We start from the raw sequence: 12,813 nt of genomic DNA, 5'->3' as shown, positions 1-12,813 counted from the left end.
CATGGAGACCGCACCGTCCGCGCCCGCGCGCCCGAGCCGTCCGCCGCGCCGGTCGCCGGGCGCGGTGATCGGCGCGCTGGGCGTGGTGCTGGCGGCGGCGATCCTCGCCGGGTGCTCGTCCGGGGACGGCACCGCCGCGCTGGGAACGGGCCCGATCGTCTTCGCGGACGGCCGCGACACCAGCCGCGGATCGCAGATCAAGCGGCTCGTCGCCAGGTGGAACGACGCCAACCCCGGTGAACGGGTCGAGATGGTGGAGCTGTCGGAGTCCACCACCGACGTCCGCGCCCAGGCGGTGGCCCGGGCCCAGGACGCCGAGGCCACGGCGACGGGCGAGCCCGCCCCGGTCTGCTACGACGTCATGACGGTCGACGTCATCTGGACGGCGGAGTACGCCCACTGGGGCTACATCGTGCCGCTCGGCCAGGACGACTTCGACCACGAGGCGTTCCTGGGCAGGACGATCGACAGCGTGCGCTACAAGGGGCGGCTGTGGGGCATGCCGCTCCGTTCGGACGTGGGCCTCCTCTACTACCGGGCGGACGCTCTGAACGCCGCGAACACGCCGCCTCCGCGGACATGGGAGGAGATGCGGCAGCAGGCCCGTACCATCGCCCCCGCGAACGGCCTGCGCGGCTACGTCACCCAGCTCGACCGTTACGAGGGCTTCACGGTCAACACCCTGGAGTCGATCTGGGACTCCGGCGGCGAGCTCCTGAGCCGGGACGGCGGGGTCGTCGCCACCAAGGACACGATCAGGAAGGGCTTCGACCGCCTGTACCAGGGCGTCCAGGAGGGCTGGATCCCCCGGGACACCACGGGCTTCAACGAGGAGCGCGCCCGCGGCGCCTTCCAGGACGGCCGGGCCCTGTTCATGCGCAACTGGACCTACGCCTACGAGCTGCTGAACGCCGGCGACTCCCCGGTGAAGGGCCGGTTCGGGGTCGCGCCGCTCCCGACGCCCTCGGCGCTGGGCGGCTGGAACCTCGCCCTGTCCAAGTGCTCCAAGCGGCGCGGCACCGCGTTGCGGTTCATGCGGTACCTCACCAGCGAGGAAAGCGAGCGGACGCTGTTCGCGTACGCCGGGTTCGCGCCCAGCCGCAAGGCCCTCTACGAGGACGCCGCGTTGCAGCGCGCCCACCCGCACCTGGGTGTCATCCGGCAGGGCATCGAGGGCTCCCGCGACCGCGGTACGAGCCCGTACTACGACCAGATCTCCAGCGCGTTCCAGGCGGACCTGCACCAGGCGCTGACCCGGCCCGGCGGTTACGACGCCGAGCTGACCAGGCTCACCGACGACCTGCGGAGGGCCGCTGACGGACGCTGACGGACGCTGACCGGCGCGGACGCCGACCGCCCGGGCCCAGGCCGTCCGGGCGCAGGCCGTCCGCCCGGTCAGCGCGTCCTGGTCGGTCAGGGCCGTCCGCCCGGTCAGGACCGTCCGGACTGTCGGCAGGTCAGGGCCGTCCGGCGGGTCAGCGCCCAGGCCACGGCGGGGCGTGGGCGCTCACGTGGTCGGGGCCGGCGTCCCGTCCGGCGGCGAACCGCGACTCGAACCCGTCCTCGCCGAGCGCGGCGCGCACCGTTCCCGTGATGCGATCGACGTCGCCGCGCTCGGCGGGCGGGAGGGGCGCCCCCACCGACTCCCGTGCCGCGGAGGCCGCTCCGAGGAGTGCCGCGGCCGTCTCCGGGCGTCCGGCGAGGGCGTGCGCGCCGGCCAGGCCCTCCAGGGCGAGCGCGACCGCCCTGGGGTCGCCGCCGGCCCGCGCGGCGGCCAGCCCTTCCTCGTGCGCGTCGAGGGCGGCGCCGGCGTCTCCGCGCCGCTCGGCGAGGAAGCCCAGCTCGGCCAGGACCAGTGCGGGTCCCGGCTCGAACGCCCGGCTCCGATGCCACTCCAGCACGTCCCGCAGGTGCCGTTCGGCGACGTCGTCGTCGCCCTTCCGGCGCGCTCCGAGCGCGAGCCCGAGCACGGCGTGGACCTCCCCCGCCGGGTAGCCACGCCGGACGGCGAGCCGCGCGGCCCGTTCGTTCATCTCCTCCGCGCTTGCGTGGTCGCCTTCCAGCACGGCGATCCGGCCGAGGCCGACGAGCCGGTCCACCGCCTCGTGCCACAGCTCCAGGTCCTCGGCCAGCCGCAGGCCGTCCCTGTGCAGCCGGGCCGCGGCCGGGTAGTCCCCGGCTATCTCGGCGAGCGCGGCCAGGGAATAGGCGATCTGCGACTGTCCCCAGGCGTCGCCGAGCGCGCGGAACAGGGCGAGACCGTCACCACCGTCACGGTCGACGGCGGGGAGATCGCCCCGGAGCAGGGCGAGGCCGGCCAGGCTTCCCAGCGCCGCGGCCTGCCCCCACCGGTCCCCCTGCGGCCGGAAGACCGCGACCGCTTCGCTGACGAGCCTCCAGGCGGCGAACAGATCCTCTCCCGAACGGTAGAGGGCGAAGCCCAGGAACCAGGTGGCGTGGGCGTGCGCGAGGGGGGTGGCGGCTTGCCCGTGCCGGACGAGAAGATCACGGATCCGCCCCACCTCCTCCCCGCCGTCCCCGTGCTCGCCGTCCCCGTGCTCGTCCTCCCCGCCCTCGCCGTCCTCGCGCCGGCCGGTCAGCAGCCGGAAGCCGGTCCACCAGACCTCGGCGGCGAGCCGGACGGCCGGACCGGCATCGGCGCCGTGCGCGTCCAGGACGGTCCGCAGCGACCGCACGGCCTCGGTGTGCCGGCCGCGCAGGAACCAGTACCACCCGAGCGCGCAGGCCAGCCGGACGGCGTCAGTCCCGGCGTCGGCGTCGGCGTCAGTCCCGACGCCGGCCCCGGCCCCAGACCCGGACCGTACGGCCCAGGCGAGCGCGGCCCGTACGTTCGCTGTCTCCGCGTCGAGGCGGCGCAGCCACTCCTGCTGCCCGGGGCCGCGCAGGCCGGCCTCGGCCCCCTCGCAGAGCTCCAGGTGGTGGGCGAGGTGCCGCCGCCGTGACCGCTCGGTCTCCCCTGCCTCCTCCAGCCGCTCGGCGCAGTAGGCGGCGACCGATTCGAGCAGGTGGTAGCGGCCGTCCGCCGCGCGCGTGACGAGGGAGTGGTCGACCAGGCGGACCATCAGGTCCGCCACCTCGCCCCGGGAGACGTCCGCTCCGGCGCACACCCGCTCGGCCGCCGCCAGGGTGAAGCCGCCCACGTGAACGGCGAGCCTGCGCAGGACCGCGCGTTCCCGTCCGGTGAGCAGGTCCCAGCTCCAGTCGATCACCGCACGGAGGGTGCGCTGCTGCGGCGGCGCGTCGCCGTGCCCGGTGGCCAGCACCGCGAACCGGTCGTCGAGCCGGGCCGCCAGTTCGCGTACGCCGAGCCCGCGGACCCGGGTGGCGGCCAGTTCCAGGGCGAGCGGGATCCCGTCCAGCCGCCGGCAGATCGTCGCCACCGCGCCGGCGTCACCGTCGCCGACGGTGACGCCGGGGGCGGAGGCGGCCGCCCGCTCCTCGAACAGCGCCACGGCGGCGGGTTCGGCGAGCGGTTCCACCGGCCAGAGCACCTCACCGGCGACGCCCAGCGACCTCCGGCTCGTCGCCAGGATCCGCACCTCCGGGCCGTTCAGGAGGATCCGGCTCACCAGTTCGGCCACCGGCCCGGACAGGTGCTCGCAGCCGTCCAGGATGATCAGCGTCCGCCGGCCGCGCAGCGCGCCGGCGAGGCGGGCGGCGGCGGACTCGCCCGGCCCCGGCCCCGGGTACGGCCCCGGCCCCGGCCCCGGGTACGGTTCGGCGCGGCCGGGCAGCGCCGCGGCGTCGTCGCGGACACCGAGCGCCACCGCGACCGCGGCCGCCACGTCGTCGGCGGTGAACGGGACCGGCGACACCGCCGCGTCCCGCTCCCGGCCGTACCCGTTCAGCTCCACCAGCCGGATGCCGTCGGGGAACCCGGCCGCGTCGAGCGCCGCCATCGTGGCGGCCGTCTCCACCGCCAGGCGCGTCTTGCCCACACCGCCCGGCCCGGTGAGGGTGACCAGGCGGGCGGTGCGCAGCCGGGACCGGACCCCGTCCGGTTCGCCGTCCCTGCCGATGAGCGCGGTGAGGGGCGCGGGGACGTTCGTCCGGGCACGCCGTACCGGTGGCGCGGCCAGCGCGGCGTCCTGCCGCAGGATCGACCGGTGCAGCGCGGTCAGCTCCGGGGCCGGATCGACGCCCAGCTCCTCCGCCAGCCGCTCGCGCAGGTCCTGGTAGGCGGCGAGCGCCTCGCCCTGCCTGCCCGCCTGGTACAGGGCGCGCATCTGGAGCGCGCGCAGCCCCTCCCTGAACGGGTGGACGGCCACCAGCTCGTCGATCTCGGCCGTCAGGGGGCCGGGACGGCCGAGCTCCAGCAGCGCCCGCGCCCGCGCTTCGAAGACGGCCAGCCGCAGCTCCTCCAGCCGGCGGATCACGGGCCGGGCGAAGTCCTCGTCGCCGTGACCGTCGTACACCGGTCCCCGCCACAAGGCCAGGGCCTCCCCGAGCACGGCCTCGCGCTCGCGCAGGTCATCGGTGACCCGGCCCTGGACGGCCAGGGCGGTGAAGCGCTCGGCGTCCACCGCACCCGGCGGCGTGCGCAGCAGGTATCCCCCGTCCCGGAACTCCACCATCGCGCCCTGGCCCGGCCCGGCGGCCTCCAGCGCGCGGCGCAGCCGCGAGACCTTGCCCTGCAGCGCACCTGAGGCGCGGCGGGGAGGAGCGGCGCCCCACAGGTCCTCGGTCAGGCGGTCCGCCGGAGCCGGACGGCCTTCGCGGGCCAGCAGCGCGGCCAGCAGAGCGCGGACCTTCGTCTCACGGATCTCGACCGGTGTCCCGTCGTCCGCCCACACCGCCACGGGCCCCAGCACCCCGAATCGCACCTCGTCACGGTACGCGGTGCCCGCCGCGCGGCGGGACGGCGGCAGCGGAGCGGCAGCAGGGCGGCAGCGCCCGCGCCCAAGCTGGACGCGTTCTCCCGACCACGGACGAAAGGCACGACACCCATGTCCAGCAGCGATGCCCCCAGGCGCCCCGCCACCGTCATCGGCCTCGGCCGGATGGGCTCCGCCATCGCGTCGGCGCTCCTCGCCGCCGGCCACCCGACGACCGTCTGGAACCGTTCCGCGGACAAGGCCGCTCCCCTGGTGGCGCGGGGCGCGGTCGCCGCCCGTTCGGCCGCGGAGGCGGTCACGGCCGGTCCACTGATCATCGTGACGCTGGCCGACTACGACGCCGTCCGCGCGGTACTCGGCACGTCCGCCGCGGACCTCGCCGGGCGTTCGGTGGCCAACCTGACCACCGGCACGCCCGAAGACGCGCGCTCCATGGCGGCGTGGGCGGCCGAGCATGGCGCGAAGTACGTGGACGGCGCCATGATGGCCCTGCCCGAGACGGTCGCGACGGCCGACGCCTTCTTCCTCTACAGCGGCTCACGGGAGGTCGTCGAGAACGAGCGTCCCCTGCTCGACGTCCTCGCGACCACCCACTACCTGGGCGAGGACGCCGGCGTGGCAGAGGTCTACGACCTCGGGCTGCTCGGCGCGGGCTACGCCACCCTGGCCGGATTCCTGCACGCCCTGGCGCTGGTGGACACGGCGGGGGTACGGCCGGAGGAGTTCCTTCCGCATGCGAGCCGGTGGCTGCAAGGCATGATCGCCTACCTTCCGGAGCCGGCGCGCGAGATCGAGTCCGGCGATTACAGCGCCCCCGCCTCCCCGGTCGGCATGAACCGCGCGGGTCTCGCCGCCCTGGTACGCGTCAGCCTCGCCGGGGGGATCGACCCCGGAGTGCACGTTCCCCTGTGGAACCTGCTCGCGCAGCGCGAGGCGGACGGCCACGGAGAGGACAGCTTCTCCAGCGTCTTCGAGTTGCTCAAGCGGCGGCCCTGAGCCCTGACCGGCGGGGCCCTAGGGTGGTGATCATGACGACCGTGCATGTCACCGTATGGGACGACACCGGCGGCACCGGGGCGAGCGGCCCTCCGGCGGTCTTCGTCCATGGCGTGCTCAGCTGGGGCACCGACGACCGGTACGGCTTCGGGGCCCAGCGCCCGCTGGCCGCCCGGCGGCGGCTGCTGATGATCGACCGCCGGGGCTTCGGGGCCAGCCCCGGCATCGGCGGGGACGGCGGTGGGGACGGCGACGAGCCCCGCTACGAGACCGACTACGAGGTGGACGCCGGCGACATCGTCGACGTCCTCGGCGACGGCGCCCACCTGGTCGGGCACTCCTACGGGGGCGTGGCGGCGATGGTCGCCGCCGTCCGCCGGCCGGACCTGGTCCGTTCGCTGGCGCTCATCCAGCCCGGCGCGATGCGCCCGGCCGCCCGCCACCCGGTGGTCGCCGCGATGCTGGAGCGGGGCCGCGCCGCCGCGGGCGGCCCGCCGCCCGACCTGACGCCGGCCGAGTACATCCGGCTGTCCACCGAAGGGCTCGGCCTCCCCGTCCCCGAGGCCACCCCGGAACGGCTGCGCGCGGCCCGTACCTCGATGCGGGAACGGCCCTGCTGGGACGCCGACATCCCGCTCGGACCGCTGGCCGCCGCCCCCTGGCCCACGCTGATCATCACCGGGACCTGGGAGAACGCTCCCGAGGCGTACCGCAAGTACGCGGGCGAGCCGCTGATGGCCGCCGCCGAGGTCATCGCGGCCGACATCGGCGCCGAGCACGTCCGCGTCCCCGGCTTCTACCCGCAGGTCGAGCAGCCCGGGCTCGTCAACGACGCGCTGGACGCCCTGTGGAGGCGGGCCGACGCCGCCTGACGCGGCACCGGCCGCACGGATCACCAGGGCGCCGGATCACGGGGCGCGCGGCGGATCACCAGGGCGGCTGACCACGAGGCGCGACGGATCACGGGGCGGCTGACCACGAGGCGGCTGACCACGAGGCGGCGGATCGCGGGGCGCGGCGGATCACAGGGCGCGGCGCAGGACCTCGGCCAGGTGCAGCGCCCTGTCCCCGGTGCCGTGCGCGATCTGCGTACGGCAGGAGAAGCCGTCGGCGAGCACCATCTCGTCGTCGCCCGCAGCGCGGACCTTCGGATAGAGCTCGCGCTCCGCGCAGGCCTGGGACACCTCCCAGTGGCCGGGCTCGAAGCCGAAGTTGCCCGCCAGCCCGCAGCAGCCCGCCCCGATCACGTCGGCGCTCACCCCGAGCCGCTCCAGCACGGCGCGGTCGGGGTCGTAGGACCCCTTGGCCTCCTGGTGGCAGTGCACCTGCGCGATCGCCGCGGCGTCCAGCCGCCGGAACGGCCACTCGCCCTCGTGCGCGGCGACCAGCTCGGCCAGCGTCGTGGTGGTCGCGGCGAGGAGTTCCGCGCGGGGGTCGTCCGGGAGCAGTTCGGGCGCCTCCTCCCGCAGCATGACCGTGCAGGACGGCTCCAGGCCGACGATCGGCAGCCCGGCCCGCAGGGCCGGCTCCAGGATGTCGAGGGTCTGGCGCAGGACCCGCTGCGTCACCCGCAGCTGCCCGGTCGAGTGCCAGGTCAGCCCGCAGCACACCCGCCCCGGAGGCATCAGCACCTCATGGCCGAGGGCCTCCAGGACCTCGACCGCGGCCTTGCCGACCTCGGGCTGGTGGTAGTTGGTGAAGGTGTCCGGCCAGAGCACCACCTTGCCGCCCGCCGCCTTGCCCGTCCGGCTCCCCCTGCCCGTGGCGGGCTTGTCACGGCGGCGCCGGAACCACTCCCGCAGCGGCTCCTCGGCGAACCGGATCATCTCCCGGCGCGGCTCGACACCCGCGAGCCGCTTCGCCAGGGCCGCCACCGGAGGCAGGCGCAACGCCGCGTTGGCCGACCGCGCCGCCCCGGGAGCGCCCGCCACCAGACGCGACCACAAGGGCAGCCAGCCCATCGAGTAGTGCGCCAAGGGCCGCAACCGCCGCGCGTAGTGGCGGTGCAGGAACTCGGCCTTGTAGGTGGCCATGTCGACGTTCACGGGGCATTCGCTGGCGCACGCCTTGCACGACAGGCACAGGTCGAGCGCGTCCAGGGCCTCCTTGGAACGCCAGCCGTCCGGCAGCGTCTCGCCGCGCAGCATCTCGGCCAGTACGCGCGCCCGGCCGCGCGTCGAATGCACCTCGTCCCGGGTCACCTTGAACGAGGGGCACATCGAACCCGTGTCGAGGTTGCGGCAGGCCCCCACCCCCACGCACCGGTGGACCGCCGCCGCGAAAGACCCCTTGTCCCTCGTGAGGGCGTGCACGGGGGTGATCGACAGGGCGTCCCGGCCGGGCCCCGGCCGCAGGTCGGCGTCCAGCGGGGCCGGGTCGACGATCACGCCGGGGTTGAGCCGGCCGTCGGGGTCGAAGACGGCCTTGAACGACCCGAACGCCTTCAGCAGGTCCGCCGAGTACATGGCGGGCAGCAGCTCCGAACGCGCCCGGCCGTCCCCGTGCTCCCCGGAGACCGTCCCGCCGTACGACACCACCAGCTCGGTGGCCGCGCCGATGAAGTCACGGTAGGCGGCCACGCCGCGCGGGTCGTCCAGCGCGAAGTCCACCCGCAGGTGCAGGCAGCCCTCACCGAAATGCCCGTACGGGACGCCCCGGAAGCCCTGCTCGCGCATCAGCCCGTACAGGCCGCGCAGGTAGTCGGCGAGCCGGTCGGGGGGCACGGCCGAGTCCTCCCAGCCCGGCCACGCCTCGCCGCCGTCGGGCAGCCGCGTCACGATGCCCGACCCCGCCTCGCGGATCCACCACAGCGCCCGCATCCGCGCCGGGTCGTCCACGACCACCGCGGTCGCGGCGGGGAACCGGCCGCGGACCGCCTCCACCAGGCCGTGCGCCGCCTCCTCGGCCAGCGCGGGCGACTCCCCGCCCACCTCGCAGTACAGCCAGCCGCCGCCGGGCGGCAGGTCGGCGCCCGCACCGGACCGGCCGGGCTGGGCGCGCAGCGCGGTGAGCAGGTCGGCGGCCATGCCCTCCACCGTGAGCGCCCCGCACCGGGCGGCGAACGGCGCCAGCTCGGCGGCGGTGTAGACGTCGGGGAACCCGATCACCGCCAGCGCCCGCGCCGCCGGGACCGGGACGAGCCGTACGGTCGCCTCGGTGACCAGCGCGCACGTGCCCTCGCTGCCGACGAGCGCCTTCGCCGCGTCGAACCCGTTCTCCGGCAGGAGGTGATGCAGCCCGTAGCCGGCCACCTGGCGGCTGAACCGGCCCAGCTCCGTCCGCAACGGCCCCAGGTGCGCGTCCCGCAGCCTGGTCAGCTCGGCGTCGATCCGGGCGTCCCCGGTGCCGCCGGGGCCCGCCGCCAGCTCCCGCCCGTCCGGCAGCAGCAGCCGCAGGCCCGCGACGTTGTCGGCGGTGATCCCCCAGGCCACGCTGTGCGAGCCGCACGCGTTGTTGCCGATCATGCCGCCGAGGGTGCAGCGCGAGTGGCTGGAGGGGTCGGGGCCGAACGTCAGCCCGTACCGTCCCGCCGCCGCGCGCAGGTCGTCCAGGATCACGCCCGGCTCCACCACCGCCGTACGGGACTCGGGGTCCAGCGACAGGATCCGGTTGAAGCGGCGCGAGGTGTCGATCACGATCCCCGGGCCGACCGAGTTGCCCGCGATCGACGTGCCGCCGCCGCGGGGCGTGACCGGCAGCCCCTCCTCGGCCGCCAGCGCCAGCACCCGCGCCAGGTCGTCGGCCGACCGGACCTCGGCCACGGCCACCGGCACCCGCCGGTAGATCGAGGCGTCGGAGGAGTAGGCGGTACGGGTCGTGAGGTCGGTGCGGAAGACGCCGTGCAGCGCCGCGGACAGCCGTTCACCCAGCCTGTCCGGATCGCGCTCGCCCACCCCCGGGGACCTACCTTCTGCTCGCACCGCGGCCGCCCTCCCACCAGGTCGTGCCTACCCCTGACTCCGCCCAGATGACTCTGCGTCATTGCCCAGGCTAGGGGGCGCGGGTCACTCCCCGCGCCCGGCCCGGCGGAACGGGTTCGGGCGGCACTGACACCGATCGACGGTGCACGGGCGGTCAGCCCCTCAAGGGCCGGGCGGCGCCGGGGAGATCCCGGAGAGCTTGTCCGGATTCATCACCCACATCAGCCGGTCGATGCCCTCCGCCGTGGCGCCGACGGTGACCAGCGCGGTGACGACGCCGTCCCGGGACACCAGAACCGACGCCTGCCCGTTCGCCTCGACCCAGGTGAGCGACGTGCCGGCCCAGAACCTCGTCGCGAACGCCGCCACGTACCTGGCGACGCGCACCCTGCCCGCCACGGGAATCCGCGAGGCGCCGCGGACCCCGTCGCCGTCCGAGTAGCTGACGACGTCCGCGGCGAAGAGCTCTTCCAGAGTCGCGAGATCCCCGCTCTGGGCCGCGGCGAGGAATGCCTTCAGGAGGCGCCCCTGCTGGGCGGCGCCGACCGACGCGTGCCGTTCGGCGGCGATGTGCTTGCGGGCGCGGCTGACCAGTTGCCGGGCGTTCGCCTCCTCCACCTGGACGATGTCCGCGATCTGCGAGTACGGGTAGTCGAACGCCTCGCGCAGCACGTAGGCGGCCCGTTCGGTCGGCGGGAGCCTCTCCAGGAGGAGCAGTACCGCCAGCTCCAGCGCCTCGCCGCGTTCAGCGCCCAGCGCGGGGTCGGCGCTGGTGTCCACCGGCTCCGGCAGCCAGGGACCGATGTAGGTCTCGCGGCGTGAACGGGCGGACCGGGCCACGTTGATGGACAGCCGCGTCGCCGTGGTGGCGAGGAAGGCCGGCGGGTCCTGGACCTTGCCGCGATCGTAGCCCTGCCACCGCACCCAGACCTCTTGCACGATGTCCTCGGCGTCCGCCGAACTTCCGAGCACGCGGTAGGCGATCCCGAAGAGCCGGGGCCGCACGCGGGCGAACTCGGCGGCGGCCTGGTCGAGGCCGGTCTCCCCGGCCGCCGGTTCGCTGGGCATGCACGTCATGGTAGCGAGGTGGCAGGACATCGCCCGGACCGTTCCACGGGCAGTCGGCCCTGGTGCTCATGAGCCTGTGCAGGTTGGGCGGGGGGCTTTTGAGCTCTGGGTCAGCGGGGGCTCAGGTCGCCATTCTGGATGCGCGACAGGAACGTCCGCCATTCCGCGGAACCGAGCTCGAGCGTGCCCGCCCGTGGCGCATGGGAGTCTCGCACCAGCACCGAACGTCCCGTGGCCGCCACCTCGACACAGTCGTCGCCGCCTTCCCCGCTCGCGCTGCTCTTGCGCCAGTCGAGTCCGTCCCCCCGGATCCGCCGATCGACCATCCAGCACCCTCCATCCGTTGCCGGTGAGAGGTCTGTCGCACGCCATCGGCCGGGACAGGCCCCCACCGCGCCAGAGCCGAGCAGGGCATAACCAACCACGACCTTGTGGAAAATTTCCCGTCCCTGAGTGTAAACGCTTCCAGTTATTCCGCCTACACCTGGGAGGCACAAGATCAGATCTGCGCTATGAGGCCCGCTCGCCTTGTGGGTCGCCGATCGAGGCGGTCACCTCCGATACTTGATCGGGACGGGATGGGTGGGTGCGGATCAGTCCATCATCTCCTCGGCCACCTGCCGGATCATCTCGAGCGATTTCTCGGGAGGCAGCGCCTCCTCCAGGAGCACCTCGAAGTTGGCCCGGTAGTCGGCGATCCGCTGATCATCCCCGGTCATCAGGCTGCTCGGGGCCCCCATCCCCTCGATGTAGAGGACGTCGGTGAGGTCGCCGTCGAACTCCAGGAGCGTGAACGGCCCGTACACCCCCAGATGGGCGCCGACACTGAACGGGATCACCCGGACCGTCAGCAGTTCGTCCCGCTCGGCCCTGTCGGCAATGTGGAGCAGCTGGTTGGGCATGATCGCCGGATCCGTCCTGATGCCGACGTGACGGCGGATGACCGCCTCATCGAGAATGTAGGACTGCCGTGGCGGATTCTCACGTTTGGCCAGCTCCTCCTGACGCTGCATCCGCAGCTTCACGGCATAGCTCCGGGTGATCTGGCTGACCATCCCGGTGTTGAAGACCTCGGCGTACTCCCGGGTCTGCAGAAGGCCAGGGACGAGCGCGTTGTGGAAGTGCCGGATGTAGGACGCGCCGGCCGCGTAGCCCACGAAGGCCAGGAAGGTGTCCGACACCTCCCCTTTGTAGGCACTCCACCAGGCACGCTCGCGAGCCCCGCGCGCGAGCGCCTGCAGCCGCTCCTGGCGACTCTCCGAAGTCACGCCGTAGGTCATGAGGAGGGCCTGGAGATCGGTCCGGGTGATGGCGTTCTTGCCGCCCTCGACGCGGATGAGCTTGGACGGCGACCACTCCAGGGCCCGCGCCACCTGCTCCTGCGTCATCCCCTTCTCTTTGCGGAGGCGGACGAGTTCGCTTCGCAGCAGGGCGCTCTGGACTATGGGCCCCTGGTCACTAGCCATCGTCACTCACTCTGAGTAGTAGGTGCCATCAGCGCCGATGCCACCTAGCAGGCAGATACCTGACAGTTTAACGGACGGCACGTTGTTATGTGTCGACGACACACCCTCGAGATCATCCCGCCTACCCGGCTGAACGCCAGGAAAAAGCGGAGAAGGTGGCGAAGTGAGCTTTCAGGGTGCTGCATGTCGTCCACCAATGTTGTAGCGTGCTAGGTAGCAGCCTAGCAGGAACCGCGTTGATATCGAGCGTTACGCCACAGGAGGGCAACGAGCGGCACTCACGCTCAGTGACGGACGGGGCGGCAATGTGGCCCACCCTCATCCCAGCGCGGGGACCTGCGGATCGGGAGGCCGAAAGCGACATCACGACTCGCCCTGTCCATCCGTGCGAACTTCGGTGCGCGTAGAGATCATCGACAATGGTCGTCCAAGCGCGCACGCAAGAGTCGCCCTCACTCCCCTTCCATCACCGGTAGCCAGCCATGTGGATGGAAGGACAGCGGAGGG

At 73.8% G+C, this 12,813-nt stretch carries 8 protein-coding genes; 3 read left to right on the top strand and 5 right to left on the bottom strand.

Annotated features, from left to right (window positions below; all coding sequences use genetic code 11):
* The first annotated feature begins 1 nt into the window (after window position 1).
* Window positions 2-1,327 carry an ABC transporter substrate-binding protein gene (locus tag IW256_RS34735; protein ID WP_197014961.1) on the top strand — a complete coding sequence of 442 codons (1,326 nt, stop codon included), beginning with the start codon at window positions 2-4 and terminating at the stop codon, window positions 1,325-1,327.
* A 148-nt stretch (window positions 1,328-1,475) separates the two neighbouring features.
* Here IW256_RS34735 and IW256_RS34730 read toward each other — a convergent pair whose 3' ends face one another.
* Window positions 1,476-4,844, bottom strand: a complete 3,369-nt coding sequence (locus IW256_RS34730; protein WP_197014960.1) for an ATP-binding protein — start codon at window positions 4,842-4,844, stop codon at window positions 1,476-1,478.
* A 123-nt stretch (window positions 4,845-4,967) separates the two neighbouring features.
* Here IW256_RS34730 and IW256_RS34725 point away from each other — a divergent pair, with 123 nt between their 5' ends.
* Together IW256_RS34725 and IW256_RS34720 are read left to right on the top strand one after the other, a co-directional pair.
* Complete coding sequence (locus tag IW256_RS34725) at window positions 4,968-5,852, top strand: NAD(P)-dependent oxidoreductase (RefSeq protein WP_197014959.1); 885 nt, start codon at window positions 4,968-4,970, stop codon at window positions 5,850-5,852.
* 32 nt (window positions 5,853-5,884) lie between these two features.
* Window positions 5,885-6,724, top strand: a complete 840-nt coding sequence (locus IW256_RS34720) for an alpha/beta fold hydrolase (protein WP_197014958.1) — start codon at window positions 5,885-5,887, stop codon at window positions 6,722-6,724.
* A gap of 150 nt (window positions 6,725-6,874) precedes the next feature.
* On the opposite strand, the gene IW256_RS34715 is transcribed toward IW256_RS34720, so the two are convergent.
* The 4 genes from IW256_RS34715 to IW256_RS34700 form a co-directional block, all read right to left on the bottom strand.
* Entirely contained in the window at window positions 6,875-9,745 is a 2,871-nt protein-coding gene (locus IW256_RS34715) for an FAD-binding and (Fe-S)-binding domain-containing protein (RefSeq protein WP_197014957.1), read from the bottom strand.
* A 189-nt stretch (window positions 9,746-9,934) separates the two neighbouring features.
* The gene (locus tag IW256_RS34710) at window positions 9,935-10,840 is read right to left on the bottom strand and encodes an RNA polymerase sigma-70 factor (protein ID WP_197014956.1); all 906 of its coding nucleotides are present in this window, start codon (window positions 10,838-10,840) and stop codon (window positions 9,935-9,937) included.
* Between the two features lie 110 nt (window positions 10,841-10,950).
* Window positions 10,951-11,166 (bottom strand): DUF397 domain-containing protein, encoded by a 216-nt coding sequence (locus IW256_RS34705; RefSeq protein ID WP_197014955.1) that lies wholly within the window; start codon window positions 11,164-11,166, stop codon window positions 10,951-10,953.
* Window positions 11,167-11,433: 267 nt separating this feature from the next.
* Window positions 11,434-12,306, bottom strand: coding sequence for a helix-turn-helix domain-containing protein (locus tag IW256_RS34700; protein WP_197014954.1), 873 nt, complete (start codon window positions 12,304-12,306; stop codon window positions 11,434-11,436).
* Window positions 12,307-12,813 lie beyond the last annotated feature (507 nt).

This window comes from Actinomadura viridis (assembly GCF_015751755.1).
Classification (GTDB): Bacteria; Actinomycetota; Actinomycetes; order Streptosporangiales; family Streptosporangiaceae; genus Spirillospora; species Spirillospora viridis.
This window is presented reverse-complemented; position numbering and strand designations above follow the sequence as displayed.